The following is a 26,510-nucleotide window of genomic DNA, read 5'->3' on the forward strand; positions in this document are numbered from 1 at the left end:
ATAGTACTGACATAATTTCCTGCTTCCATCGGAGAAATGATGACGGATCGCAGCCACCCAGCCGGAAAACCGATCAGGACGGCGATCGCCGACGAAGACGGCATCGACTTCGCCATCATCGAATTGTTCTTCTTCGCCTATCGCGATTTCACCTCCGATCCGGACCAGATCCTCGCCGACTATGGTTTCGGCCGCGCCCATCACCGGGTCCTGCATTTCGTCAATCGCAGGCCGGGCCTGACGGTCGCCGAACTCCTCGATGTCCTCAAAATCACCAAGCAGAGCCTGGCGCGCGTGCTCAAGCAATTGATCGACACCGATCATGTCGTGCAATTGCAGGGCCCGCGCGACCGCCGGCAGCGCGAACTCTACCCCACTGCCAGGGGCCGTGCGCTGGCACTGGCGCTGGCGCGGCCACAGTCGCGCCGCATCCGTGCTGCATTGGAAGATTCCGGAGCCAGCGAACGCGCCTTGATCGAACGCTTCCTGGAAGCGATGGTCAATCCGGAACTAAGGGCGCAGATCGACATTGTGCCCGCAAAAATGTCAGGGAAAAGCCATGGAGACCACTGAAAAGGTTGATCAGCCGGCAGCACCGGACGACGATGCACCGCATCTGCTGGTGGTCGATGACGACACCCGTATCCGCAATCTTCTCAAGCAATATCTGACCGAAAACGGCTTTCGCGTCACCGTTGCCGGAAATTCCGGCGAGGCACGGCGCAAGCTCGCCGGCCTCGATTTCGATCTGCTCGTCCTCGATGTCATGATGCCGGGCGAAACCGGCGTCGACCTTACCAAGGCGCTCAGAGCCGAAAAGAACGTGCCGATCCTCATGCTTACCGCGCTTTCGGAGACCGACAGCCGCATCACCGGGCTCGAGGCCGGCGCCGATGACTATCTGCCGAAGCCTTTCGATCCGCGCGAATTGATCCTGCGCATCAACAACATCCTGCGCCGCGGTGGCCCGGCGACGACGCCGAAGGTCGAGCAACTGGTCTTCGGCCCTTACACGTTCCAGATCGCCCGGCGGGAACTCAAGCGCGGCGGCGAGGCCCTCAAGCTGACCGACCGCGAACAGGAGATCCTGGCGATCTTCGCGGCGCGGGCGGGCGAGACGATACCGCGCCATGAACTTGTCGGCGACGATTCGGAAGTTGGCGAGCGCACGATCGATGTCCAGATCAACCGGCTGCGCCGCAAGATCGAACGCGACCCGTCCAATCCGGTCTGGCTGCAGACCGTGCGCGGTATTGGGTATCGGCTCAGCGTGGAATAGACTGCCGCAATGCATGTCGCCCAAAAAGTGCGAAGCGGTTTTGGGATAACGACATGCATCAAACGGAAAATGCATGTCGCCCAAAAGTGCGAAGCGGTTTTGGGATGACGACATGCATCAAACAGAAGTGCATGTCGCCCAAAGTGCGAAGCTGTTTTGGGACGGCGACATGCGTGAAGTCGAAAATTGCAAGTGCGGCACTGCGCTTGCGGGTCTCTTGTTGAGTGGCCCGCGGATGAGCAAAAGGGCGAATGGCGACCACGGATCTGGAAGGGTCGGGAGATAACGGCTTGAGCGCCCGCGCCACGCGGGCGCTCAAGGCCATGCCGCGCGCCTGGAACCGGTTCTGGCGCTACGTCGCGCTCTATATGCCCAAGCGGCTCTATGCCCGCTCGCTGATCATCGTTATCGCGCCGATGATCCTGCTGCAGTCTGTCGTCGCCTTTGTCTTCATGGAACGCCACTGGCAGACCGTTACCCAGCGCCTGTCGCAGGCGACTATCAGCGACATTGCCGCGATCATCGATCTGATCGAAACCTATCCGCACGACGCCGATTATGCCAACATCATCCGCATCGCTCAGGACCGCATGCAGTTGAAGGTCGATCTGCTGCCGCCCGACCCATTGCCGCCGCCGGGCCCAAAACCTTTCTTCTCGATCCTCGATGAAATTCTTTCCTCCGAGATCACCCGCCAGATCAACCGTCCGTTCTGGATAGACACGGTCGGCAATTCCAACATCGTCGAAGTCCGCGTCCAGCTCGAGGGTAAGGTGCTGCGCGTTTTCGTGCGCCGCAGTCAGGCCTACGCATCCAACACCCACATTTTCCTGATCTGGATGGTCGGCACCTCGCTGGTCCTGCTGATGATCGCCATCCCCTTCCTGCGCAACCAGATCCGGCCGATCCTGAACCTGGCCGAGGCCGCCGAGAGCTTCGGCAAGGGCCGGCCGATGCCGCGCGATTTCCGTCCGCGCGGCGCCGAGGAGGTGCGCCGCGCCGGCTTTGCCTTCATCCAGATGCGCGAGCGCATCGAACGCCAGCTCGAGCAGCGCACCGCCATGCTGACCGGCGTCAGCCACGATCTCAGAACCATCCTCACCCGCTTCAAGCTGCAGCTTGCGTTGACCGGGACCAAGGCCGACACCGAGGCGCTTGGCCAGGACATCGACGACATGCAGTCGATGCTGGAAGGCTACCTTGCCTTCGCCCGTGGCGAAGCGACGGAGGACACCGGCCGTTTCGACCTTGAGGCCTATTTCGAGAAGCTTGGCGAAGAGGCCACGCTGCGCAAGCGCAAACTGTCGACCACGCTTGCCGGCGATCCGCATGTGCAGGTGCGGCCCCACGCCTTCGCCCGGTTGCTGTCCAATGTCGTCGGCAACTCCTTCCGTTATGCCCAGACGGTGGAGATCAAAGCCGACCATGGTCGCGGCTCGCTGCTCGTCACCATCGACGATGACGGGCCGGGCATCCCGGCCCAGAAGCGCGAGGAGGTGTTCAAGCCGTTCGTGCGGCTTGACGAGGCCCGCAACCTTGACGCCAGCGGCACCGGGCTTGGCCTCGCCATCGCACGCGACATAGTCCGCAGCCATGGCGGCGACATCATGCTGGACGACAGCCCGCTCGGCGGCTTGCGTGCCGTCATCAAGGTGCCGGCCTGACCCGCACTTCGACATCCCGCAATGTGCTTGCAGGTCATGCCTTCATCCGCCCGTCATGAAACCATGCTGAAGAGCGCGCATGAAGCGCGCGATCTCCATCGATTCGGCCCCTCGGCATCGATTCGACCCGGTGCCCGCCCGGGTACGCTGGAGCGAGGCGCGCTGGAGCGAAGCGGGAGCGGCGGCCTGGTCGCCATTCAGGCATCGCGGCAAGGCAACCGACGACTTCCTGGGCAGAGGACCGCCATGCGCATCCTGATGGTCACCGACGCCTGGCGCCCGCAAGTAAACGGCGTCGTCCACACGCTGGAGCGGCTGTCCGAGACCCTGAAATCCTTCGACGTCGAAGCGGACTTCCTGACCCCGAACATTTTCCGCACCTTGCCCTTGCCGACCTATCCCGACATCAGGCTGGCGCTGACGACGCCGGGCCATGTCGCGAGGCTAATTGCCGGGCGCAAGGCGGATCATATCCACATCGTCACCGAAGGCCCGCTCGGCATCATGGCGCGGCGCTATTGCCGCAATACGGGCCGGCCGTTCACGACGAGCTATCACACGCGCTTTCCCGAATATCTGAGTGCGCGCCTGCCCGTGCCGGAAGCCTGGGCCTATCGCTGGCTTCGCGATTTCCACAATTCCGGGCAAGGCACGCTGGTCGCCACCCAGTCGCTGGCCGACGACCTCGCCGCACGCGGCTTCACCAAGCTCAGGCCGTGGACGCGCGGCGTCGACACCGACCATTTCCGGCCGGACAAGAGGAAGGATCTGGGTCTCGAGGGACCGATCTTCCTTTGCGTCGGCCGCGTGGCGATCGAAAAGAATTTGAGCGCTTTCCTCGACCTCGAATTGCCGGGCAGCAAGGTGATCGTCGGCGAAGGCCCAGAACTGGCCAGGCTCAAGGCGAAATATCCGCAAGCCCATTTCCTCGGCCACCGCCCGAACGACGAACTGGCCGAAATCTATGCCTCGGCCGATGTCTTCGTTTTCCCCAGCCGCACCGACACCTTCGGCAACGTCATCATCGAGGCGCTGGCCAGCGGCACGCCCGTTGCCGCCTATCCGGTGACCGGCCCGATCGACATTGTCGGCGACGGCATTGGCGGCGCGGTGGCGGACGATTTGCGGCAGGCAGCACTTGCCGCCCTGCACGTCGACCGTGCCGAGGCACGCCAGCGCGCAATGCGCTACAGCTGGAAAGCCTGCGCGGAAATGTTCCTCGACACCGTCGAGGAAGCACTGGGCACGACGCGCAAGCTGACACCACCTTTCGTCATCCACGGGCGAAGCGGCGGCGAAGCCGGCGCGCAGACCCGAGGATGACGAAGTTAGAATAGCCTGCCGCCGTCCGGCACCCTGCGCTCTATGGCGCCGAGCACGACGGCCCCCTCTTCGTCGGGAAAGCCAAGCGTCAGCACTTCCGACATGAACGGCCCGATCTGCCGCGGCGGGAAATTGACCACCGCGAACACCTGCCGGCCGATCAGCGTCTCCGGCGCATAATATTTGGTGATCTGCGCCGACGATTTCTTCACCCCGATGTCGGCGCCGAAATCGATCTTCAGCTTGAACGCCGGCTTGCGCGCCTGCGGGAACGGCTCGGCCTCGACGATCGTGCCGGCACGGATATCGACACGGTCGAAATCGGCGAAGCTGATCTCGGGCTTGCGCTGGTTGCTGGAACTCATCGAGGATCAGGCGTTTCCATAGGTCTCGAACAGGACGCCGGCCAGCGCATCCTTGGCCGAGGTTCCCGACCAGACGACGAACTGGAAGGACTGGAAATAGCACTCGCAGGCCTCCAGCGCCGACGACAGCAGCACCTCGACCTGCTGGCTCGACGGCTCGACACCGCCGGCGAGCAGCAGGGATTGGCGAAACATGATCGCGCCCTCCTGTTCCCAGAGGTCGAAATGGCCGAACAGCATCTGCTCGTTGATCAGCGACAAGAGCCGCATCACTTCGAGCGCGCGGGCCTCCGGCACCTTGATGTCGAAGGCGCAGGCCAGATGCAGCGCCTCGAAATCCTCCATCCACGAGAATGAGACGTGATAGTCGGTCCAGCTTCCGGCAACCGAGATCGAAATCTCGTCGTCGCCGGCCCGCTCGAAGGACCAGTCATTGTTGTGAGCCACCTGCTCGATGACATCCACCGGATGGATTTCGCGGGAATATTCGAGTTCGAGAAGTTCCATGAAATGCTTCCTGTCGTTCCCTCGCATCGGCCCGAAAATCGGAACCGATTTTCGGAAAGCACGATGCGAACGTTCAAAAGTTCTAGAGCGTACTTTGTGCGTCCAAGCGGACGCACGTCGCTCTAGGGAGCGCCACCACACGCTCCGCGGGGCACACACGACGAACAATCCTGTCTAGAACTCGGACGGCCAGGACTTCTCAACGCAAAGACCCCTGACCGGACCCCACCGCCCGGCGCATGATCCTGCTCCGAATCATGCAACAAATTCAGTCTATTGATCGGGAGTCGCGTGACCAGCCCAATTTTTCGCACTGCGTCATCAGCATGTGGAAAGGCACTGTCACAAAGATTCACGCAATGCCGGTAAGCGATTCACGACAAAGCGCTTTTTGCGATTGCGCTTTGTGGAAAAGTTTAACGAATATTTTTTTGGTTATTTTTTCGGCCGCGGCTTGGCCGCGGTCGCAGGCGTCGCCTGTCCGGCCAATTCGGCCAGTTTGGCCTCGAGTGCTTCGATGCGGGCAGCGAGGCGGGTGTTCTCTTCCCTGGCCTTCGCCGCCATGTCGCGGGCAGCCTCGAACTCCTCGCGCTGCACCACTTCCATGGAGTTGAGAATGCGCTCGGCCTGCCCCTTGAAGGCGGTCTCCACTTCGCGCCGCACCCCTTGCGCCGCACCCGCGGCGTCGGTCATCAGCTTGGCGAATTCATCGAGAATGCGGTTCGGTCCGGTCGACATGGCAAATCCTCGCTTGCTGGAATTGACGTAGTGGCGCACGGCGCCGAATGCAAGAACGTTGAAGCCAAGTGGCATCCGCAGCCCATTCAATTTCGGTGCGTTAAGCTAGGGCGCCAAGTCAATGAGAAGCGCCTCGCCGTTCTCGATGCGGCCATCGCCAAAGGCATTCCGGATGCCGATGCCGGCCGGGTCAAGTCCGGCGACGAGGTTCCGGACAGGCTTGAGGCCAAATACGACGCAATGGCAGAGAGGACCAAGTGAAGCGGCTGGTCTTCACAGACCAGTCGCCTATTGTGGTGTTTTCGTCGCGACTGGCGTCAAGCACGAGTCGCTCTCAGTCAGGGTCAACCAATGGCAACGCCCCCGCGCCGACCGACAAATCCGATGGCAGCTGCAGAAGCTGCCTTTAAGCCGGCCAAGAAACCGGCAGCCCCAATTCGCGAACCCTCGGCCGCACCCAATGTCAGAGAGCTCGTTTCGATCAGGATCGATCGAGCCGTGCTGGACCACTTCCAGGAAGATGGTCCGGGCTGGCAGGACAGGATCAACGACGCTCTAAGGCAAATGGTCGACGGCAAGCGTCAGGGTTGAGCCCCTCCGTCTGTGGCGATGAAGGCAACCACCAACTTGCCTTGACCCTGCCAAAACCCTGCCGCATGGTCCGCGCCCGAACGCGATGGCTACCGGAGACCCTTGTTGAGCCAACATCTTATGCTGCCGCTGGCCGCCCTGCCCTTCCCCAATATCGACCCGATCATCGTCCAGATCGGGCCGTTGGCGGTGCATTGGTATGGCGTCGGCTATATCGTCGGCATTCTCTTTGCCTGGTGGTACGCCAAGCGGCTCGTCACCGACAAAAGGCTCTGGCCCGACGGCACCTTGCCGATGAAGCCCGAGGATCTCGACGACTTCATCGTCTGGGCGGCCATCGGCGTGGTGCTTGGCGGACGCACCGGCTACGTGCTGTTTTACGATCTGCCGCGCTACATTGCGCACCCGCTGGATATCTTTGCCGTCTGGCAGGGCGGCATGTCGTTTCATGGCGGCCTGCTCGGCGTCACCCTCGCCATGACGCTGTTCTCCTGGTCGCGCGGTATCCGCGCATGGTCGCTGTTCGACGTCGTGGCGGCCGGCGTCCCGGTCGGCCTTGGCCTTGTCCGCGTCGCCAATTTCATCAACTCCGAACTCTGGGGCAGGCCGACCGACGTTCCATGGGCGGTCGAATTCCCCAATGGCGGGCCATTTTCGCGCCATCCGAGCCAGATCTACGAGGCGTTGCTCGAGGGCCTGGTGCTGTTCCTGGTCCTGCGCGTCCTCACCCATTCCAGGCTCAAGCTGAAGACGCCGCGCTTCGTCGGCGGCGCCTTCATTTGCGGCTACGGCCTGTCGCGTATTTTTGTCGAATTCTTCCGCGAGCCCGATCAGCAGCTTGGCTATCTCCTCGGTACCAATTGGCTGACCATGGGTATGATCCTTTCCACGCCCATGGTGCTGGCAGGCATCTGGGCGATGGCCACAGCAAAACCCGTAACACAGCCACAGCCGGCATGACGCGGCTGAAAATCCGCATCGCCGAGCTGATCGATGCGGTAGGCCCCATTCCCGTCAGCGAATACATGGCGCTTTGCCTGTTCGACCCTGACCACGGTTACTACACGACGCGCGAGCCGTTCGGTGCTGCCGGCGACTTCGTCACCGCACCGGAGATCAGCCAGATGTTCGGCGAGCTGGTCGCCATCTGGCTCTACGAGGCCTGGCGGGTGACGGGCCGGCCGCTGCCGGTCACCATCGCCGAGATCGGCCCCGGTCGTGGCACGCTGATGAAGGACATGCTGCGCACCTTTTCGCGGCTCGACGCGACGCTGACCGCCGGCGCCTCCTTCGCCATGATCGAGACCAGCCCACGGCTGACGGGAATCCAGCGGCAGACGCTTGCCGGCACATCGGTCACGATCGATTGGCATGAAACCATTGACACGCTGCCGCGGACCCCGCTTCTCATCGTCGGCAACGAATTGTTCGACGCGGTGCCCATCCGCCAGTTCGTCCGCGCCGGCGCGGACTGGCGCGAACGGATGATCGGGCTCGACGACGCCGGCGGGTTGCGTTTTTTCGCCGGCGCCGCTTCGGTCGATCCGACGCTGCTGCCGGACGATGCCGAAGAGGCCCCGCAAGGCGCGATCGCCGAGATCGCGCCGGCCCGCACCGCCTTGATGGCGACCATCTCCGAGCGCATATCCAGTCGTGGCGGCGCCGGGCTATTCCCTGACTATGGCCATCTCCGGCCAGGGATCGGCGACACGTTGCAGGCCCTGCGCCGGCACGATCACGAAGATGTGCTGGCCAATCCCGGCGAGGCCGATCTTACCGCCCATGTCGATTTCGCCGCCCTCGCCGCCATTGTCCGGGCGCATGGCCTCGATGCCCATCTCGCCACGCAAGGCGAATTCCTGGTGAGGATGGGGCTTCTCGAACGCGCCGGCTGGCTCGGCGCCAATGCCGATGAGGCGGCCCGCGAAAAGATCGCGGGCGAGGTCGAACGCCTCGCCGGCCCGCAAGCCATGGGCGAGCTCTTCAAGGTGCTGGCCATCCTGCCCGCCGGGATCGCAGTTCCACCCTTTCCACCGGCGGATTGACTTTTCACTGTAGCCTCTCCCACTCTCCCGACGGTTGCCTTCTTTTGACTGCCGCTTGACGAAATCGCCCGCACGGACAACAACGCCCGCATGTTGAATCAGACCAAACCGGATCCCGTTCGGTCGCCCTCGCTGGAAAGGATGCGGGGGCAAGGCATTCGCCACGGCTATTTCACACGCATCGGCGGCGTCTCCGGCAGTATCTATCGAGGTCTTAACATCGGCACCGGCTCGAGCGACGACCAGACGCTGGTAGCCGAGAACCGTCGGCGCGTCGCCGAATGGATGGGCGTGCCGGCCAGCTATCTTTTGACCGCCCACCAGATCCATTCGCCCGATGTCGTCGTCGCCAGGGAGCCGTTTTCCGGCGAGCGGCCGAGGGCCGACGCCATTGTCACCGATCGGCCGGGCATCGCCATTGGCGCCTCGACCGCCGATTGCGGACCGGTCCTGTTCGCGGATGCCGAGGCGCGCATCATCGGCGCCGCACACGCCGGCTGGAAGGGCGCCTTCACAGGCGTGCTGGAAAGCACCATTGCCGCGATGGAAGGCCTCGGCGCCCGGCGCGAGCGCATCGTTGCGGTTCTCGGCCCTTCCATCGGCCCGCAGAATTACGAGGTTGGGCCGGAATTCGTCGCCCGCTTCGTCGAGGCCGATGCCGGCAATACCAGCTATTTCGCGCCCTCGGCGAAATCGGGACATGCAATGTTCGACCTCAATCGCTACACGGTCGATCGGCTCGCCAAGGCCGGCGTGATCGCCGAGGGGCTCGACCGCTGCACCTATGCCGAGGAGGATCTGTTCTATTCCTACCGGCGCACCACGCATCGCAAGGAACCGGATTACGGGCGACAGATTTCAGCAATTGTTTTGGAGAAAGAGTAATGGCGTTGCATTTCGAACGCTCGGAATTTGACGCGCGGCGTGACCGGCTGATGATCGAACTCGCCGAGAAGAAGCTCGACGCCGTCCTGCTGTTCGCGCAGGAGAGCATGTACTGGCTGACCGGCTACGACACGTTCGGGTTCTGCTTCTTCCAGTGCCTGGTGGTGAAGGCCGACGGCTCGATGGTCCTGCTCACCCGCTCGGCCGATCTGCGCCAGGCGCGCCACACCTCCATCATCGACAACATCGTGCTGTGGACGGACCGCGATGGCGCCAATCCGGCGATCGATCTGCGCAATCTGCTCAACGATCTCGACCTGCTCGGCGCCCGCATCGGCGTCGAATACGACACCCACGGCCTGACCGCCTACAATGGCCGGCGTCTCGACGAGCAATTGCAGACCTTTGGCCAGATCGCCGACGCGTCCGGCATCGTCAGCCGGCTGCGCCTGTTCAAGAGCCCGGCCGAAATCGCCAAGGCGGAGAAGGCGGCAAATCTCGCCGACGACGCGCTGGATGCTGCCTTGCCGCTGATCAAGCAGGGCGGCGACGAAGCCTTGATCCTTGCCGCCATGCAGGGCGCTGTCTTCGCCGGCGGCGGTGATTATCCGGCCAACGAGTTCATCATCGGCTCCGGCGTGGATGCGCTGCTTTGCCGCTACAAGGCAGGCCGCCGCAAACTGACCAAGAACGACCAGTTGACGCTCGAATGGGCCGGCGTCTTCCACCACTATCATGCGCCGATGATGCGCACCGTGCTGACCGGCAAGGCGTCGAAGCGTCACCAGGAGCTTTTCGATGCCGCGCGCGCGGCACTTTTAGCCGTCGAAAAGGCAATGACGCCGGGAAATACCTTCGGCGACGTGTTCGACGCCCATGCGCGCACGCTGGAAGCCCACAACCTGACCAAGCACAGGCTGAACGCCTGCGGCTATTCGGTCGGCGCCCGCTTCACCCCGTCCTGGATGGACATGCCGATGTTCTATCAGGGCAATCCCGAACCGATCGCGCCCAACATGACGCTGTTTGCCCACATGATCATCATGGATTCGGAAACGGAGACCGCGATGACGCTTGGCCGCACCTATCTGACCACTGAATCGCAGCCGAAGCCGCTGTCCCGCCATGATCTCGACTTGATCGTGCGGTGAATCCATAATGCATAATGGGGGCGGTCATCGGAGTTTCAGGCAAATGAGACGATCGCATGTGACGACCGTGTCATTGCTCGCGGCGCTGGCTCTGGCCGCGTGCACCAATGCCAGGGACGTTCTCGAGCCCTCGGCCATCGCCCCGCAATCGACACAGTCCGTGGCCGGGGCCGGCACCACGCCCCCTGCAACTGCCGCGCAGCCTTCCGCAACGGCGCAGCCCACTGCTCCCCCTGCGCCAGCCGCCTCTGCGCCAGCCGCCTCTGCGCAAGCCGCGGCACCGGCCGTGCCGTCCGCCAAGAGCGCCTCGGCCATCGCGCGGACCCGGCTGCAGGTGGCGCCGATCGTTGGCGCGTCGGTGGAGGCGGCGACGCCGCTGACCGCTGAACTCCAGACGCGCGCCAAGCAACGCGGCATCACGCTTGCCGGCAGCGCCGACCAGGTCGCCACCCACGTGCTGAAGGGCTATTTCTCGACGATGTCGGAAGGCAAGGACACCACCGTCATCTATGTCTGGGACGTCTATGACCCCTCGGGAAACCGGCTGCACCGCATCAACGGCCAGCAGAAGGCGCCCTCCGCCAACGGCGCCGAAGGCTGGGCGGCGGTCGCGCCGGCGACCATGCAGTCGATCGCCGACCAGACGATCGACCAGTTCGCCGCTTGGCTTGGCGGGCAAGCAGGCTGACAGGGTACCGGCTTTGACGGCTGTAAACGTTTATTGAGATTAGCCGGCGGATTCCCGATCACGACGCTTGCAATACCGGCACGGGCCGCTAAAAGCCCGACTAAGAGGCTCAAGCGAGTCTGTCAGGGTCTCTCCATCCTTCGCCAGGAACGGTGCATGAAGCTCTTCGCGGGCAATTCCAACAGGGTGCTGGCCGAAGCGGTCGCCCGCTATCTCAACATTCCCCTGGGCAAGGCCAGCGTCAGACGCTTCGCCGATCAGGAAATCTTCGTCGAGATCCAGGAAAATGTGCGTGGCGAGGATGTCTTCATCCTGCAGTCCACCTCGTTCCCGACCAACGATCACCTGATGGAACTGCTCATCATGATCGATGCTTTCATGCGCTCCTCGGCCAGGCGCATCACGGCGGTCATTCCCTATTTCGGCTATGCCAGGCAGGATCGCCGCGCCTCCGGCCGCACCCCGATCTCGGCCAAGCTGGTCGCCAATATGATCACCCGGGCGGGCGTCGATCGCGTGTTGACGCTCGATCTCCATGCCGGTCAGATCCAGGGCTTTTTCGACATCCCGACCGACAATCTGTTCTCCGTGCCGGTCATGGCCCGCGACGTGAAGGCGAAATACAAGCAGCTTGGCAATGTCGTCGTCGTTTCGCCCGATATCGGCGGCGTGGTGCGGGCCCGCGCGTTGGCCAAGCGCTTCGACGCGCAACTCGCCATCGTCGACAAACGCCGCGAACGTCCCGGCGAATCCGAAGTCATGAACATCATCGGCGCGGTTGCCGGCAAGGATTGCCTGTTGATCGACGACATCGTCGATTCCGGCGGCACCCTGTGCAATGCCGCCGATGCGCTACTGGCCAATGGCGCCACCAGCGTCACTGCCTATATCACCCATGGTGTGTTGTCGGGCGGCGCCGTTGCCCGCATCAGCGGCTCGAAGCTGCAGGAACTCGTCATCACCGATTCCATCCAGCCGACGCAAGGCGTGCTCGACGCCCCCAACATCCGCGTCATCTCCATCGCCGACCTGATGGGCGAGGCGATCTCGCGCACGGCGACCGAGGAATCGGTATCGAGCCTATTCGACTAAGCCGTCGCGCTCCTGCTCGGACCGCTTAGTCGCTTCATGCCTTCGCCGGCATCGCGCGCCCCACGCATATAACCGCGCGGTGAGGCCCCCAGCATGCGCTTGAACATGGTGATGAAGGCCGGCACGCTGTCATAGCCGAGATCGAGCGCGACCCTGGTGATCGGCTCGCCATCGGCAAGCCGCGGCAGTGCCGCGAACAGGCAGGCCTGCTGGCGCCATGTTGACAGCGACAATCCGGTCTGGCGATGGAAGGCGCGGGTAAACGAGCGCCGGCTCATGCCGACGGCATCGGCCCATTCGTCGATCGTCGCATGCGGCGAAGGTGCTGCAACAAAGCGCCGGCACAGCGCCGCAAGCCTTGGATCCGAAGGAAAAGGCAGGCCGAGCGGCCGTTCCGGCAGGTTCGGGATCTCATGCAGCAACAGGTTCATGATCAGCCCGCCGCGCCCCTCCAGCTCGGCTCCCTGCGGCAGCTTTTCCGATTCCACGATCAGGCTGTGCATCAGGGCGGTGATGCCGACGACCCGCAAGCCGTCCGGCAACCCGGAAATGGCGTCAGGCATGACATAGACCGAGCGCATGCTGACATCGCCCAGCATCTCGACGGAATGCTCGATACCGGCGGGGATCCACATCGCATGGTCAGGTGGTACCATCCAGCGCCCATGCCGCGTCGCCACCAGCACGACGCCGATAAGCGCATGCAGCAGCTGGCTGCGGCTGTGGCGGTGCTGGGGCACGTGATAGCCGTCGGGATATTCGGTCGGCAGCGCCACCGCCGGACCGACGGCCTCTTCCAGCCACTGCCAGCGGGACTGATGCAGACGTCCGAGTTCGGCGGCGTCACCTCTAGAAATTTCCCGGCCATGTGGCATTGGATGTGGCCCACTTGCGAAACTATTGGACCAAACCACGAAAGAAGTCGCTTGGCAACCATCCTATAAGGCTGCCTGCGGTTCGCCGCCAGAAAGACCTCGGAGCATTGCCTTGACCGACACGACAGCCACCACTGTCGCCACACCAGCGACGGCCAACCATACTTCGGCGCAAGCGACGGCCTTCACCGTCATCCTTGCGGTGAGCTTCTGCCACTGCGTCAACGATATCATGCAGTCGCTGCTGTCGGCCATCTATCCGCTGCTGAAGGACAATTACGGCCTCGATTTCTGGCAGATCGGCCTGTTGACCTTCACCTTCCAGGTCACGGCCTCGCTGCTGCAACCGGTCATCGGCGCAGTCACCGACAAGCGGCCGATGCCCTATTCGCTGCCCTATGGCATGGCGTCCTCGTTGATCGGCCTGATCGTGCTCGCCCATGCCGGGCACTACTGGCTGCTGCTGGTCGGCGCATCGCTGATCGGCATCGGTTCGGCGATCTTCCACCCGGAATCCTCGCGCATCGCCCGCTTCGCCTCGGGCGGACGCTTCGGCCTGGCACAGTCGCTGTTTCAGGTCGGCGGCAATTTCGGCCAGGCCATGGGGCCGCTGCTGGCGGCCTTCATCGTCGTGCCTTTCGGTCAGACCAGCATATCCTGGTTCGCCGTCGGTTCTCTGATCGGCATCATCGTGCTCTGGCAGGTTGGCGGCTGGTATAGCCGGCTGCGCGCTTCGCTCGCCAACCGCAAGGCGGCAAGCTTCGTCTCGCCCTTCCCGCGCCGCAAAGTCATGTGGGCATTGGCGGTGCTGACGCTGCTGGTGCTGACCAAGAACGCCTACATCGCCAGCCTCTCCAGCTACTACACCTTCTATTCCATCCACAAGTTCGGCGTGTCCGTGCAGATGAGCCAGGTCATGCTGTTCCTGTTCCTCGGCGCGTCGGCGCTGGGCATCCTGCTCGGCGGCCCGTTCGGCGACCGCTACGGGCAGAAGGCGATGATCTGGTTCTCGATCGTCGGCGTGCTGCCTTTCACGCTGGCCCTGCCCTACGCCAATTTCGAATGGACGATGGTGCTGACGGTACTGATCGGCCTGATCCTGTCCTCGGCCTTCTCCAACATCGTCGTCTTTGCCCAGGAGCTGGTGCCCGGCCGTGTCGGCATGATCGCCGGCATCTTCTTCGGCTTCGCCTTCGGCATGGGCGGCATCGCGGCTGCGGTGCTCGGCGTCGTCGCCGACATGAAGGGCATCGATTTCGTCTTCCAGATCTGCTCGTATCTGCCGCTCCTCGGCCTGCTGACAGTGTTCCTGCCCAACATGAAGGAAGCCAGGAAGGCGGAAACGGCGACCAACTAAAAATCAGTTCATCTTCCGGAATTGATACGAGGGCGCGGCAGTTGCCGCGCCCTCGATGATTCTTTCACCACACGCTGGGTGAGAAGCCTGTTAGATAGGGTCACCTCTGAAGGCAGAATTTGGGTCGGCAACGCCTTCAAGTTGAACATGCCGGGCTCAGCCCTGATGCTGCGCAGCGCTCCGCGCCAGGAAAGGCATTCGCTATGTCCAGACTAAAAGGCAAGGCTGCGCTGATTACCGGCGGCACCAGCGGCATCGGCCTGGTGACGGCGCGCCGTTTCATTGAGGAAGGCGCGCGCGTCGCTATCACCGGCACCAATGCAGGCCGTTTGGAGGAGGCCCGCAATACCCTTGGCGGTGATGTGCTTGTCATTGCCGCCGACGCCGGGGATGCCACGGCCCAGAGCGAGATCGCGCGACGGATCGAGGAATCCTTCGGCAAGCTCGACGCTCTGTTCCTCAACGCCGGCATCGCCGATCTGCGTCCGCTTGGCGATTGGACCGAAGCGGCGTTCGACAGGAGCATCGACGTTGACCTCAAGGGTCCGTACTTCCTGGTCAAGGCGCTCGTTCCGCTGTTTTCGAACCCGTCGTCGATCATCCTCAGCGGCTCGGTCAACGCACATATGGGAATGGCTGGAACGCACGTCTATGCGCTGGCCAAGGCCGGCATGATTTCGCTCGCCCGGACGCTCTCGGGAGAACTGATAGGACGCGGTATTCGCGCCAATGTGATCAGCCCAGGCCCGATCGACACGCCGCTCAACGACAAACTTGGGCTGGACCCCGAAGCGGCAAAGGCGCGCGCGAAAGCCGTGGTAGGCCTGGTGCCTGCCGGCCGTTTCGGAACCGCCGAGGAAATTGCCAACGCAGTGGTGTTTCTTGCCTCTGACGAATGCCCGTTCATGGTCGGTGCGGAAATGCTGATCGACGGCGGCTTGAGCATCGCCTGAAGGCACAAGGCACCCGCCTGACGGCGGACGCCTTTGTCCATCCAAGTGGACGATTCTAGGCCTGGAAGAAGGCCAGGAGGTCGGCGTTGATGACATCGGCATGGGTGGTCGCCATGCCATGCGGGAAGCCCTTGTAGACCTTGAGCTCGCCCTTCCTGAGCAGCTTGACCGACAGCAGCGCCGAGTCGGCGATCGGAACGATCTGGTCGTCGTCGCCATGCATGACCAGCACCGGCACCTCGATTGCCTTCAAATCGTCGGTGAAGTCGGTTTCCGAGAACGCCTTGATGCAATCATAATGCGCCTTGGTGCCGCCCATCATGCCCTGGCGCCACCAATTCTCGACGACAGCCTGCGAGACTTCGGCGCCGGGACGGTTGAAGCCGTAGAACGGGCCGGCCGCGACATCGTGGAAAAACTGCGCGCGGTTGGCGGCCTGGGCGGAGCGGAAGCCGTCGAAGACCTCGATCGGCAGGCCGCCAGGATTGGCCGGAGTCTTCAGCATGATCGGCGGCACCGCGCCGATCAGCACCGCCTTGGCGACACGGCCGCCTGAACCGTACTTCGCGACATAGCGCGCCACCTCGCCGCCACCGGTCGAATGGCCGACATGGATGGCGTTCTTGAGGTCGAGATGCGCGACAAGTTCCGCGACATCAGCGGCGTAGGTGTCCATCTCGTTGCCGATATCGGTCTGTGTCGAGCGGCCGTGACCGCGGCGATCATGGGCAATGACGCGGTAGCCCTTCGACAGGAAGAACAGCATCTGGGCGTCCCAGTCGTCGCCGCTCAGCGGCCAGCCGTGATGGAAGACGATGGGCTGGCCGCTTCCCCAATCCTTGTAGAAAATCTCGGTTCCGTCCTTGGTCGTGATCGTGCTGCTGCCGGGCTTGGTCATCTCAATCTCCATTGATTTTTGTCACGATAATCAATATCGCGATAACAATATGACTAGCGCAGATCCAAATCCTTGTCTACAGAAAATATGTATCGCGATATCATTTTTCGTGGTACATATCTGAAATGCTCAGTCGGCAAAGGAATGCGTCGTGCCTCTCCCGTTGGACAATCAGCTCTGTTTCACGCTCTACGCCACCAGCATGGCGATCAATCGCACCTACAAGCCGATGCTGGACGAGATGGGGATCACCTATCCGCAGTATCTCGTGCTGAACGCACTGGGAGAGGCCGACGGCATGTCGGTCGGTGCGATCGCGCACAGGCTTGCGCTGGAATCGAGCACCATCACGCCACTGGTGAAGCGCATGGAACAGGCAGGGCTCGTCACCCGCCAGCGCAGCCAGACCGACGAGCGCCAGGTACAGGTCGACCTGACCGCCGCCGGTCGCGCTCTGCTTGTCCAGTGCAACTGCCTCAACGAAACGCTCATCGAGCGCTCGGGCATGACGCTGTCTCAGCTCGATGCCCTGAACCGGCAGGTCCAGGCGCTGCGCAACGCGTTGAGTGGTGACCGGTAGTCAGGCCGCCGCGTACTGGTTATCCTCGAAATTCAAGTTGACGCCGCCCTTGCCTGCCATGACTTGCACCCTTTGCCGCCTTCGGCTATAGAGCCGCCACCCGCGTAGACACCCTTGGAGGCAACGCGGCGGAAGGCTGCCTTCCCCCGGTGATCCCGAACAAAAGGTCCGCTTGCTTATGCGGCTGCCGGCTTTTCGGATATCCAGGCCCGGCGGCTTTCGACGTTTACGGCCCAGCCACGCTGGCCGTGAGCGCTCCAGAACAACGCGAAAGGAAATGCCATGAGCCACGATACTTACGAGCTCAAGGCCGAAGCACGCGAACAGGTCGGTAAGGGGTCCGCCCGTGCAGTTCGCCGCAACGGTAAAGTGCCTGCAGTGATTTACGGCGACAAGCAGCCTCCCCTGGCGATTGCGCTGACCTACAAGGACATCTACTACAAGATCCATGGCGGCGGGTTCCTGACCACGATCGCCACGATCGATGTCGACGGCAAGAAGATCCAGGTTCTGCCCAAGGACTTCCAGCTCGATCCGGTCAAGGATTTCCCGGTCCATGTCGACTTCCTGCGCATCGGCAAGGACACAGAAGTCAATGTCGACGTGCCCGTCCACTTCATCAATGAGGACAAGTCGCCCGGCATCAAGCGCGGCGGCGTGCTCAACATCGTGCGTCACGAAGTCGAGTTCCACTGCCCGGCCAATGCGATCCCGGAATTCATCACCGTCGATCTCACCGGAGCCGATATCGGCGATTCGATCCACATCTCGGCGGTCAAGCTGCCGGCCGGCGTCAAGCCGGTCATCTCCGATCGCGACTTCACCATCGCGACCGTTGCCGGCTCGTCGGCGATGAAGCCGGAGACCGAAGAGACGGCCGAGGCGGCGGCACCCGAAGCGGCACCTGCCGCCGAAGAGAAGTAACTTCTTTCCGCCTGGTGTGGCGAATCCGAAATTCGCAGCACTTTGGGAGCAGCGCACTGGGCGAATTTCGGATTCCAAAGCCACACTAGTAACCATAACATTCTAGTGTGGTTTTGGATTTGAAGTTCCTGAACGTTGATGCCGTCAAAGTGACAGGAACTTCAAATCCACCACACTAGAGGGTGACGATGCTGCTGTTTGCAGGCCTCGGCAATCCGGGCGCGAAATACGCCAACAACCGGCACAATGTCGGCTTCATGGCGGCGGACGCAATTGCCCGCCGCCATTCTTTTTCACCCTGGTCGAAGAAATTCCAGGGCCTGATCGCCGAAGGCACGCTTGCAGGCGAAAAGATCATCCTGATCAAGCCGCAGACCTTCATGAACCTGTCCGGCCAGGCGGTCGGCGAAGCGCTGCGCTTCTACAAGCTCGCTCCCTCCGCGCTCACCGTCTTCTATGACGAGATCGACCTTGCCGAGCGCAAGCTCCGCGTCAAGACCGGTGGTGGCGCCGGCGGCCACAATGGCATCCGTTCGATCGACGACCATGTCGGCAACGCCTATCGCCGCGTCCGCATCGGCATTGGCCATCCCGGCGTCAAGGAACTCGTGCATGGTCATGTGCTGGGCGACTTCGCCAAGGCAGACCGCGAATGGCTGGATCTGATGCTCGATGCCATCGCCGCCAATGCCGAAATGATCGTCAGGGGCGACGAGCAAGGCTTCATGAACAAGGTCAGCGTTGCCGTCCAGGGCAAGGCAGCGCCCGAAAAGGCCGGGCCGAAGCAGGAAGGCCCGAAACAGCAGAGCCATATCCGCCAGGCGCGGCCGCAGCAGTCGGCGGTCAAACTTCCCGAAACCGGCCCGATGGCCGCCATGCTGAAGAAGCTGTTCGGCGGCAAGGGTTAGGCCTCGCCTCCGATCGTGGCCGCGGGGCTTGACGTTCGTCACCCCTATCGCCCATAGCCCTCATCAAATCTCGATTTCCCGATAGGACTGGACAAAATGGGTTTCAAATGCGGCATCGTTGGCTTGCCCAACGTCGGCAAGTCGACGCTTTTCAACGCGCTGACCAGGACGGCCGCGGCGCAGGCCGCCAACTATCCCTTCTGCACCATCGAGCCGAACACCGGCGAGGTGGCGGTGCCTGACCCGCGCCTGCAGAAGATCGCCGCCATCGGCAAGTCGAAGGAGATCATCCCGACCCGCATCTCCTTCGTCGATATCGCCGGCCTGGTGCGCGGCGCCTCCAAGGGCGAAGGGCTGGGCAACCAGTTCCTCGCCAACATCCGCGAGGTCGACGCCATCGTCCATGTGCTGCGCTGCTTCGAGGACGACGACATCACCCATGTCGAGGGCCGCATCGACCCGGTCGCCGACGCCGAGACGGTCGAAACCGAGCTGATGCTCGCCGACCTCGACAGTTTGGAGCGCCGCATCGTGCAGTTCCGCAAGCGCGCTTCCGGCAAGGACAAGGAAGCGACCACCGTGCTGCCGATGATGGAGGCAGCGCTCGAACTGCTGCAGGCCGGCAAGCCGACCCGAATCCTCCTCAAGGGGATTTCCGCCGAAGACCTGCGCATCCTGCAGGGACTGAACCTTCTGACCTCGCATCCCGTGCTCTATGTCTGCAATGTCGCCGAGGCCGACGCCGCCACCGGCAACGAGTACACCAGGGCGGTGGAAAAGATGGCCGCCGCCCAAGGCGCCCGCACCGTCGTCATCTCGGCTGCGATCGAGGCCGAGGTTGCCCAGCTCAGTGACGAGGAGGAGATGGAATTCCTGTCCTCGCTCGGCCTCGACGAGCCTGGCCTGAACAAGGTGATCCGCGCCGGCTACGAACTTCTACAGCTGATCACCTACTTCACCGTCGGCCCGAAGGAGACGCGCGCCTGGACCGTGCACAAAGGCGCCAAGGCGCCGCAGGCGGCCGGCGTCATCCACACCGATTTCGAGCGCGGCTTCATCCGCGCCCAGACCATCGCCTACAATGACTTCGTCACGCTGGGCGGCGAAGTGGCGGCCAAGGAGGCAGGCAAGGCGCGCGACGAAGGCAAGGAATATGTCGTCCAAGACGGCGACATCATGCTGTTCAAGTTCAACACCTGAGCCGGCAACAGTCTCGCTGCTGCCAGCCCGACGGCGGCCGATCACAGCTTCGTGCGCGCCGCGTAAGTGACTTTCCGCGCCGCTTGACTACCCCTGGCACCCGGTCTAAGGGGCGTCTGCATGCGGCCCGCGCTCCCCATCGGAGTGCCCGTGCCCCGCATCCGAAACGACGCGTCGCTACGAACGAAAACCTCTTTGGCCCCAGCAAGGGAGACCGGCGATGATCAAGGCGTTCGTCGTGGAGAATGATCGCCTGCGCGTCGTCGACGATCTCCTGGCAAACGGCGACAGGGTGGTCTGGGCCGATCTTCTCAAGCCGACCAAGGAAGAGGAAGCCACCATCGAGGCCTGGCTCGGTGTCGCCATTCCGACGCGCGAGGAGATGGAGGAGATCGAGATTTCCAGCCGTCTCTATGTCGAGGACGGCGCCTATTTCATGACCGCCACGCTGCCCGCCCAGACCGAGGTCGACGATCCGCTGATGTCGCCGGTCACCTTTGTCTTGGCTGGCAACAGGCTGGTCACCGTGCGTTATCACGAGCCCAAGGCCTTCACGACCTTTCCGCTGCGCGCGGAAAAGGTGGCGACCGGGTGCACCAGCAGCGACACCATCCTGATCGGCCTGCTGGAGGCCATCGTCGACCGCCTGGCCGACATTCTGGAACGCGCCGGCCGCGACATCGAGACCATCTCGCGCGATATCTTCGAGGCGAGATCGACCAAGGTTTCCAAGCGCAACCGCGATTTCCAGGAGCTGCTGAAAGCCATCGGCCGCAAGGAGGACATCGCCTCCTCGATCCGCGACAGCCTGATTTCGCTGCAGCGCCTCGCTGGCTTCCTCGCCCATGCCTCGACGCAGACCAAGATGAGCAAGGACATCCGCGCGCGCATCAAGACCTTGTCGCGCGACGTGCTGTCGCTGGCCGACCATGCCACCTTCCTGTCACAGAAGATCTCCTTTCTGCTCGACGCGACGCTTGGCATGATTTCGATCGAGCAGAACGCCATCATCAAGATCTTCTCCGTCGCCGCCGTCATCTTCCTGCCGCCGACGCTGGTCGCCTCGATCTACGGCATGAATTTCAATGTCATGCCCGAACTGACCTGGAGCTTCGGCTACCCCTTCGCCATCGGCTTGATGATCCTGTCGGCGATCCTGCCGTTCTGGTATTTCCGCCGCCGCGGCTGGCTCTGACCAAGGCTTGGCTCACTAGAAATCACTTGACCAAAGCCTGTCCGGCCTGCATCCGGGAACGCCGATCCGTGGATCGTACAATCTTGAACCGGATTCCAGACCATGACCGGAAAGACTTGGGCCACCGAAAAGACCTGGGCCTATGAGGATTTCGTCGAAGGCGCGTCGCTCGACCTCGGCACCAAGCTGGTGAGCGCGGCCGAGATCATCGAATTCGCGACCGAATTCGATGCGCAGCCGATGCATCTCGACGAGGCGGCGGGCAAGGCCAGCATTCTTGGCGGGCTGGCGGCCTCCGGCTGGCACACCTGCGCGATGTTCATGCGCATGCTGTGCGACGCCTTCCTGCTCGATTCGACCTGTCAGGGCGCCCCTGGGGTCGACCAGGTCCGGTGGAAGAAACCGGTGCTGGCCGGCGACATCCTGAGCGGCAACACCACCGTCCTTGCCAAGCGCTTGTCCAAGTCCAAGCCCCAGCTCGGCCTTGTCACCATGCGCAGCGAGCTTTTCAACCAGCGCGGCGAAAGCGTTTTCGATCTCGAAAACACCGTCATGTTCCTCGCGCGCGATGCCGCACAGGACCGCTCATGACATTGGACGAGTTCTTCTGCATCGGCCTCACCATCACGCTCGGCTCGCATACGTTCGAACCCGAGGCGATCAAGGCGTTCGCCCGCAAATACGATCCGCAGGTCTTCCATCTTGACGAGGCGGCGGCGAAGAGGAGCGTGTTCGGCGGCCTGTGCGCGTCGGGCTGGCATACCGCCGCCACCTGGATGAAACTGAACCTTGCGACGCTCATGGTGACCGAGAAGGATTGGACCGGCCCCGGGCCCTTGCCTGAATTCGGCCCTTCGCCCGGCTTCAAGAACCTCAAATGGCTGAAACCCGTTTATGCCGGGGAAACCGTCACCTTCACCCGCACGGCGCTCGGCCATCGTCCGATGGTCTCGCGACCGGGCTGGCGGCTGCTCTCGCTACGATGCGAGGCCTTCGATTCGACCGGCGACAAGGTCCTCGAGTTCGACAGCGCCGTGTTGGTGAAGGTGGGGTAAGCGGAGTTCTTCCCTTCTCCCCTGTGGGCGGCTCCACAGGGAGAGAAGGAAGAGTTGCGCCTCTCAATGCCCTTCAAACCCGATCAGCGTCCTGACCGGCACACCGAGCGCCTCGAGTTTCTCGCGGCCGCCGAGGTCCGGCAGGTCGATGACGAAGCAGGCGGCGAGGATATCGGCGCCGATCTGCCTGAGCAGCTTGACCGCCGCTTCCGCCGTGCCGCCGGTGGCGATCAGGTCGTCGACCAGGATCACCTTCTCGCCCGGAGAGACGCCGTCCCTGTGCATCTCCATCTCGTCCAGCCCATATTCGAGGCTGTAGGCGACGCGAACCGTATCGAAAGGCAACTTGCCTTTCTTGCGGATCGGCACGAAGCCGGCCGAAAGCTGATGGGCGATGGCGCCGCCCAGGATGAAGCCGCGCGCCTCGATGCCGGCGATCTTGTCGATCTTCTCGCCGGCATAGGGATGCACCAGCTCGTCGATGGCGCGGCGGAAAGCGCGCGCATTGCCGAGCAGCGTGGTGATGTCGCGAAACAATATGCCCGGCCTGGGGTAGTCGGGAATGGTGCGGATGGCGGAGAGCAGCGTCTCTTCGAGGGAGGATTTCATGGTTCGCACTCCACACTGGCGTGTTTGCAGTCTTGCCGCGAAGAGCGAGACCCGTTGCTGACTCGGACGTCCGCCCGTTTCGCGCGAGATTATCTGAAACGCAGATTTTCGCGCGTCAATTGTTCGATCGAAGTGCAACCCATCAGCTTCATGCCGCGCTCGATCTCGACACGCATCTGTTCGAGCGCGCGTTCGACGCCCGCCTGCCCGGCCGCCGCCAGCGGGAAGAGATAGTAGCGGCCGACGCCGACGGCCTTGGCACCGAGCGAGAGCGCCTTCAGCACATGCGTGCCGCGCTGCACGCCGCCATCCATGATGACATCTATCCGGTCGCCGACGGCGTCGACAATCTCGGCAAGCTGGTCGAAGGCCGCCCGCGAGCCATCCAGTTGCCGGCCGCCATGATTCGACAGGACAATGCCGCTGCAGCCGATCTCGACCGCACGCTTGGCATCCTCCACCGACATAATGCCCTTGAGGCAGAACGGACCCGACCAGAGCCTGACCATTTCGGCAACGTCGTCCCACGTCATCGACGGATCGAGCATTTCGGTGAAGTAGCGGCTGATCGACATGGTTCCGCCGCCCATGTCGACGTGCTCGTCCAGTTGCGGCAGCTTGAAGCCCTCATGCGTGAAGTAGTTCAACGCCCAGCCCGGCTTGAGGGCGAACTGTAGCATTCCGGCCAGGTTGAGCTTGAAGGGAATGGCAAAACCCGTGCGCTTGTCGCGCTCGCGATTGCCGCCGGTGATGCTGTCGACGGTCAGCATCATCACTTCGACGCCAATGTCCTTTGCGCGTTGCATCATCGCTCGGTTGAGGCCGCGATCCCGATGGAAATAGAACTGATAGACTTGTGGTCCACTGCTGATCTTGCGCGCCTCCTCGAGGCTGACGGTACCAAGCGAGGAAACACCGAACATTGTCCCGTATTTGGCAGCGGCCTTGGCAACCGCGCGCTCTCCTTGATGATGAAACAGGCGCTGCAAGGCGGTCGGCGAGCAATAGACGGGCATCGCCAGTTTCTGGCCCATGACCGTCACCGACATGTCGATCTCGCTGACGCCGCGCAAGACGTTTGGAATCAGATCGCAAGTTTCGAAGCTTTCGGTGTTGCGGCGATAGGTGACCTCATCGTCCGCCGCACCGTCAATGTAGTTGAAGATCGGCCCCGGCAACCGCCGTTGCGCCATGCGCCGGAAATCGGAAAAATTGTGGCAATCCTGCAGCCGCATCAGCGAATTCCAAAGGCCATGGCGTCGACAATCCCTTCGTCGCCGTTCGTGCGTCGAATATCAATCACGTAGCTCCGTGCCAACGGACTATTTACGATAGCGGCCCCTGCCGATCACGGCCAATAGCGCAAAAAGGGCGCCTCTCGGCGCCCCCCCGCGTCTCGGTGCGTCTGGACCGCTCAGTGCGCCACGCCGGCCCATACCTTGCGCTTCGTCAGATAGACCAGCGCGCCGAACAGCAACAGGAACACCAGCACGCGAAAGCCGGTCTTCTTGCGGTCTTCCAGATGCGGCTCGGCCGCCCACATCAGGAAGGCCGAGACATCGCGGGAATACTGGTCGACCGTCTGCGGCGAGCCGTCATCATAGGTCACCTGGCCGTCGGAGAGCGGCTTGGGCATCTTCAGCGACACGCCGGACAAGAAGTACGGATTGTAGTGCGTGCCCTCCGGTATCACCATGCCCGCCGGCGGCGTCTCGTCATAGCCGGTCAGCAACGAGTGGATATAGTCCGGACCACCCTGGGCATACTGTGTGAAGATGTCGAAGACGAAGCGCGGAAAGCCGCGCTCGACGCCGCGCGCCTTGGCCAGCAGCGACATGTCGGGCGGCGCGGCGCCGCCATTGGCCGAGGCTGCGGCCTCTTCATTGGGGAAAGGCGCCGGGAAATAGTCGGACGGCTTGCCCGGGCGATCGAACATGTCGCCGGCATCGTTGGGGCCATCATTGATCGTGTACTCAGCCGCCAGCGCCTTGACCTGCGCATCCGAATAGCCAAGGTCCTCCAGCGTGCGGAACGCCACCAGATTCATCGAGTGGCAGGCAGCACAGACTTCCTTGTAGACCTTCAGCCCGCGCTGCAACTGCGCCTTGTCGTAGGTGCCGAAAGGCCCGGCGAAACTCCAGTCCATTTCCTTCGGCTCGTCGATCGGGAAATGCGTCGGTGCGGCAGCGTTGTGTGCTTCCTCCGCGGCGATTGCCCCGGTGCCCGCAGCCCCAATGCCCGCAAAGACCAGGCCGAGCAACGCCAGCGAGGTGAGAATCTTCTTCATGCCAAATCCCCTTGAGATTCTCACGCTCAGCCTTTGGTTTCCGGCGCGGCCGTAGCCCCCGCGGGATGGTGACCGCCACCCTTGTTCTTCTCGAGCACCGCCTCGGTGATCGAATTCGGCAAGCGCCGCGGCGTCTCGATAAGGCCGAGCACCGGCAGTGCAACCAGGAAGAAGGCGAAGTAGAACAGCGTCGCCATCTGCGCCATGAACACATAGCTGCCTTCGGCCGGCTGCGAGCCCAGCCATCCCAGCAGGATGGCATCGGCCACGAACAGCCAGAAGAACAGCTTGTACCAGGGCCGGTAGACCGCCGAGCGCACCTTCGAGGTATCGAGCCATGGCACCAGGAACAGCATGACGATGGCGCCGAACATGCACAGCACGCCGCCGAGCTTGGAGTTGATCGGCCCGATATTGAAGGTGATGGCGCGCAGGATCGCGTAGAAGGGCAGGAAGTACCATTCCGGCACGATATGGGCGGGCGTCTTCAGCGGATTGGCGACCGTGTAGTTGTCCGGATGGCCTAGATAGTTCGGCAGGTAGAAGACGAAATAGGCGAAGAAGAACAGGAAGACGATCATGCCGAACGCGTCCTTGATGGTCGCGTAAGGAGTGAAGGCGACGGTGTCGGTCTTCGACTTCACCTCGATGCCGGTCGGGTTTGACTGGCCGACCACATGCAGCGCCCAGACATGCAGCACGACAACGCCGGCGATCATGAACGGCAAGAGATAGTGCAGGGCAAAGAAGCGGTTCAGCGTCGGGTTGTCGACGGCGAAGCCGCCGAGCAAAAGCTGCTGGATCCAGTCGCCGACCAGCGGGATGGCGCTGAAGAAACCGGTGATGACGGTGGCGCCCCAGAAGCTCATCTGGCCCCATGGCAGCACATAGCCCATGAAGCCCGTCGCCATCATCAGGAGGTAGATGATGCAGCCGAGGATCCACAAGAGCTCGCGCGGCGCCTTGTAGGAGCCGTAGTAGAGGCCGCGGAAGATGTGGATATAGACGGCGACGAAGAAGAACGACGCGCCGTTGGAATGCAGATAGCGCAACAGCCAGCCCGAATTCACGTCGCGCATGATCTTCTCGACCGAATCGAAGGCGAGAACGCTGTCCGGCGTGTAGTGCATGGCCAGCACGATGCCGGTCAGGATCTGCGCCACCAGCATGATCGACAGGATGCCGCCGAAGGTCCAGGCATAGTTGAGGTTGCGCGGCACCGGATAGGCGACGAAGCTGTCATAGACCAGCCGCGGCAGCGGCATGCGGGCGTCGAACCAGCGTTCGATACCGGTCTTGGGCGTATAGGTCGAGTGTCCCTCGCTCATCGAAATGTCCCCT

The 26,510-nt window shown here is 62.6% G+C and carries 30 protein-coding genes; 21 read left to right on the plus strand and 9 right to left on the minus strand.

Features of this window, described 5'->3' with window-relative positions; translation table 11 throughout:
* Nucleotides 1-39: 39 nt before the first annotated feature.
* The 4 genes from CN311_RS05170 (at nt 40) to CN311_RS05185 (ending at nt 4,266) form a co-directional block, all read left to right on the plus strand.
* Nucleotides 40-573 (plus strand): MarR family winged helix-turn-helix transcriptional regulator, encoded by a 534-nt coding sequence (locus tag CN311_RS05170; RefSeq protein WP_097572349.1) that lies wholly within the window; start codon nt 40-42, stop codon nt 571-573.
* Nucleotides 560-1,279 carry a response regulator gene (locus tag CN311_RS05175; protein ID WP_097572311.1) on the plus strand — a complete coding sequence of 240 codons (720 nt, stop codon included), beginning with the start codon at nt 560-562 and terminating at the stop codon, nt 1,277-1,279. The genes CN311_RS05170 and CN311_RS05175 overlap by 14 nt, the downstream gene beginning before the upstream one ends.
* Before the next feature lie 251 nt (nt 1,280-1,530).
* The gene (locus CN311_RS05180; RefSeq protein ID WP_097572312.1) at nt 1,531-2,943 is read left to right on the plus strand and encodes an ATP-binding protein; all 1,413 of its coding nucleotides are present in this window, start codon (nt 1,531-1,533) and stop codon (nt 2,941-2,943) included.
* Nucleotides 2,944-3,189: 246 nt separating this feature from the next.
* A complete protein-coding gene (locus tag CN311_RS05185) occupies nt 3,190-4,266 on the plus strand; it encodes a glycosyltransferase family 4 protein (protein ID WP_245440734.1) in 1,077 nt (358 codons plus the stop codon).
* Between the two features lie 5 nt (nt 4,267-4,271).
* Here CN311_RS05185 and CN311_RS05190 read toward each other — a convergent pair whose 3' ends face one another.
* The 3 genes from CN311_RS05190 to CN311_RS05200 form a co-directional block, all read right to left on the minus strand.
* On the minus strand, nt 4,272-4,631 hold the full coding sequence (locus tag CN311_RS05190) for a tRNA-binding protein (protein WP_097572313.1): 360 nt from the start codon (nt 4,629-4,631) through the stop codon (nt 4,272-4,274).
* 6 nt (nt 4,632-4,637) lie between these two features.
* Nucleotides 4,638-5,138, minus strand: coding sequence for a type III secretion system chaperone family protein (locus tag CN311_RS05195; protein ID WP_097572314.1), 501 nt, complete (start codon nt 5,136-5,138; stop codon nt 4,638-4,640).
* 435 nt (nt 5,139-5,573) lie between these two features.
* Nucleotides 5,574-5,876 carry an accessory factor UbiK family protein gene (locus CN311_RS05200; RefSeq protein ID WP_097572350.1) on the minus strand — a complete coding sequence of 101 codons (303 nt, stop codon included), beginning with the start codon at nt 5,874-5,876 and terminating at the stop codon, nt 5,574-5,576.
* A gap of 30 nt (nt 5,877-5,906) precedes the next feature.
* Between CN311_RS05200 and CN311_RS33295 the strand changes: the two genes are divergently transcribed.
* From CN311_RS33295 to CN311_RS05240, 8 genes are all read left to right on the plus strand, one after another.
* On the plus strand, nt 5,907-6,137 hold the full coding sequence (locus CN311_RS33295; protein ID WP_245440735.1) for a hypothetical protein: 231 nt from the start codon (nt 5,907-5,909) through the stop codon (nt 6,135-6,137).
* Between the two features lie 90 nt (nt 6,138-6,227).
* Nucleotides 6,228-6,467 (plus strand): BrnA antitoxin family protein, encoded by a 240-nt coding sequence (locus CN311_RS05210; RefSeq protein WP_097572315.1) that lies wholly within the window; start codon nt 6,228-6,230, stop codon nt 6,465-6,467.
* A gap of 120 nt (nt 6,468-6,587) precedes the next feature.
* A complete protein-coding gene (gene lgt, locus CN311_RS05215) occupies nt 6,588-7,427 on the plus strand; it encodes a prolipoprotein diacylglyceryl transferase (RefSeq protein WP_165779596.1) in 840 nt (279 codons plus the stop codon).
* Complete coding sequence (locus CN311_RS05220; RefSeq protein WP_097572317.1) at nt 7,424-8,512, plus strand: class I SAM-dependent methyltransferase; 1,089 nt, start codon at nt 7,424-7,426, stop codon at nt 8,510-8,512. Before lgt ends, CN311_RS05220 begins: the two co-directional genes overlap by 4 nt.
* Before the next feature lie 90 nt (nt 8,513-8,602).
* Nucleotides 8,603-9,397 (plus strand): peptidoglycan editing factor PgeF, encoded by a 795-nt coding sequence (pgeF, locus tag CN311_RS05225; protein ID WP_097572318.1) that lies wholly within the window; start codon nt 8,603-8,605, stop codon nt 9,395-9,397.
* Nucleotides 9,397-10,548: a M24 family metallopeptidase gene (locus CN311_RS05230; RefSeq protein ID WP_097572319.1), complete on the plus strand. Its 1,152-nt coding sequence runs from the start codon at nt 9,397-9,399 to the stop codon at nt 10,546-10,548. The genes pgeF and CN311_RS05230 overlap by 1 nt, the downstream gene beginning before the upstream one ends.
* 43 nt (nt 10,549-10,591) lie before the next feature.
* Entirely contained in the window at nt 10,592-11,236 is a 645-nt protein-coding gene (locus CN311_RS05235) for a hypothetical protein (RefSeq protein WP_097572320.1), read from the plus strand.
* Nucleotides 11,237-11,392: 156 nt separating this feature from the next.
* Nucleotides 11,393-12,328, plus strand: coding sequence for a ribose-phosphate pyrophosphokinase (locus tag CN311_RS05240; protein WP_097572321.1), 936 nt, complete (start codon nt 11,393-11,395; stop codon nt 12,326-12,328).
* On the opposite strand, the gene CN311_RS05245 is transcribed toward CN311_RS05240, so the two are convergent.
* Nucleotides 12,325-13,203 (minus strand): AraC family transcriptional regulator, encoded by an 879-nt coding sequence (locus tag CN311_RS05245; protein WP_097572322.1) that lies wholly within the window; start codon nt 13,201-13,203, stop codon nt 12,325-12,327. The genes CN311_RS05240 and CN311_RS05245 overlap by 4 nt on opposite strands.
* A 112-nt stretch (nt 13,204-13,315) precedes the next feature.
* Between CN311_RS05245 and CN311_RS05250 the strand changes: the two genes are divergently transcribed.
* Complete coding sequence (locus CN311_RS05250) at nt 13,316-14,560, plus strand: MFS transporter (protein ID WP_165779592.1); 1,245 nt, start codon at nt 13,316-13,318, stop codon at nt 14,558-14,560.
* A gap of 203 nt (nt 14,561-14,763) precedes the next feature.
* The gene (locus tag CN311_RS05255) at nt 14,764-15,513 is read left to right on the plus strand and encodes an SDR family oxidoreductase (protein WP_097572323.1); all 750 of its coding nucleotides are present in this window, start codon (nt 14,764-14,766) and stop codon (nt 15,511-15,513) included.
* 55 nt (nt 15,514-15,568) lie between these two features.
* Here CN311_RS05255 and CN311_RS05260 read toward each other — a convergent pair whose 3' ends face one another.
* Nucleotides 15,569-16,411, minus strand: a complete 843-nt coding sequence (locus tag CN311_RS05260; RefSeq protein WP_097572352.1) for an alpha/beta fold hydrolase — start codon at nt 16,409-16,411, stop codon at nt 15,569-15,571.
* A gap of 151 nt (nt 16,412-16,562) precedes the next feature.
* On the opposite strand from CN311_RS05260, the gene CN311_RS05265 reads away from it, so the two are divergent.
* From CN311_RS05265 to CN311_RS05295, 7 genes are all read left to right on the plus strand, one after another.
* On the plus strand, nt 16,563-16,991 hold the full coding sequence (locus tag CN311_RS05265) for a MarR family winged helix-turn-helix transcriptional regulator (protein ID WP_097572324.1): 429 nt from the start codon (nt 16,563-16,565) through the stop codon (nt 16,989-16,991).
* 282 nt (nt 16,992-17,273) lie between these two features.
* A complete protein-coding gene (locus tag CN311_RS05270; protein WP_097572325.1) occupies nt 17,274-17,915 on the plus strand; it encodes a 50S ribosomal protein L25/general stress protein Ctc in 642 nt (213 codons plus the stop codon).
* Nucleotides 17,916-18,103: 188 nt separating this feature from the next.
* Nucleotides 18,104-18,823 (plus strand): aminoacyl-tRNA hydrolase, encoded by a 720-nt coding sequence (gene pth / locus CN311_RS05275; protein WP_097572326.1) that lies wholly within the window; start codon nt 18,104-18,106, stop codon nt 18,821-18,823.
* A 96-nt stretch (nt 18,824-18,919) separates the two neighbouring features.
* Nucleotides 18,920-20,023 (plus strand): redox-regulated ATPase YchF, encoded by a 1,104-nt coding sequence (gene ychF, locus CN311_RS05280; RefSeq protein ID WP_097572327.1) that lies wholly within the window; start codon nt 18,920-18,922, stop codon nt 20,021-20,023.
* A 220-nt stretch (nt 20,024-20,243) separates the two neighbouring features.
* Nucleotides 20,244-21,218, plus strand: coding sequence for a magnesium/cobalt transporter CorA (gene corA / locus CN311_RS05285; RefSeq protein ID WP_097572328.1), 975 nt, complete (start codon nt 20,244-20,246; stop codon nt 21,216-21,218).
* Nucleotides 21,219-21,320: 102 nt separating this feature from the next.
* Nucleotides 21,321-21,809 (plus strand): MaoC family dehydratase, encoded by a 489-nt coding sequence (locus CN311_RS05290; RefSeq protein WP_097572329.1) that lies wholly within the window; start codon nt 21,321-21,323, stop codon nt 21,807-21,809.
* On the plus strand, nt 21,806-22,273 hold the full coding sequence (locus CN311_RS05295; RefSeq protein ID WP_097572330.1) for a MaoC family dehydratase: 468 nt from the start codon (nt 21,806-21,808) through the stop codon (nt 22,271-22,273). The genes CN311_RS05290 and CN311_RS05295 overlap by 4 nt, the downstream gene beginning before the upstream one ends.
* A gap of 63 nt (nt 22,274-22,336) precedes the next feature.
* Here CN311_RS05295 and CN311_RS05300 read toward each other — a convergent pair whose 3' ends face one another.
* The 4 genes from CN311_RS05300 to CN311_RS05315 all read right to left on the minus strand — a co-directional run bounded on the left by CN311_RS05300 (nt 22,337) and on the right by CN311_RS05315 (nt 26,497).
* A complete protein-coding gene (locus CN311_RS05300; RefSeq protein WP_097572331.1) occupies nt 22,337-22,882 on the minus strand; it encodes an adenine phosphoribosyltransferase in 546 nt (181 codons plus the stop codon).
* Nucleotides 22,883-22,971: 89 nt separating this feature from the next.
* Nucleotides 22,972-24,117 carry an alpha-hydroxy acid oxidase gene (locus tag CN311_RS05305; protein ID WP_097572332.1) on the minus strand — a complete coding sequence of 382 codons (1,146 nt, stop codon included), beginning with the start codon at nt 24,115-24,117 and terminating at the stop codon, nt 22,972-22,974.
* Nucleotides 24,118-24,296: 179 nt separating this feature from the next.
* Nucleotides 24,297-25,169 carry a cytochrome c1 gene (locus CN311_RS05310; RefSeq protein ID WP_097572333.1) on the minus strand — a complete coding sequence of 291 codons (873 nt, stop codon included), beginning with the start codon at nt 25,167-25,169 and terminating at the stop codon, nt 24,297-24,299.
* A 26-nt stretch (nt 25,170-25,195) separates the two neighbouring features.
* On the minus strand, nt 25,196-26,497 hold the full coding sequence (locus tag CN311_RS05315) for a cytochrome b (protein WP_097572334.1): 1,302 nt from the start codon (nt 26,495-26,497) through the stop codon (nt 25,196-25,198).
* Nucleotides 26,498-26,510 lie beyond the last annotated feature (13 nt).

The sequence above is a fragment of the Mesorhizobium sanjuanii genome, from assembly GCF_002529485.1.
GTDB lineage: Bacteria > Pseudomonadota > Alphaproteobacteria > Rhizobiales > Rhizobiaceae > Mesorhizobium > Mesorhizobium sanjuanii.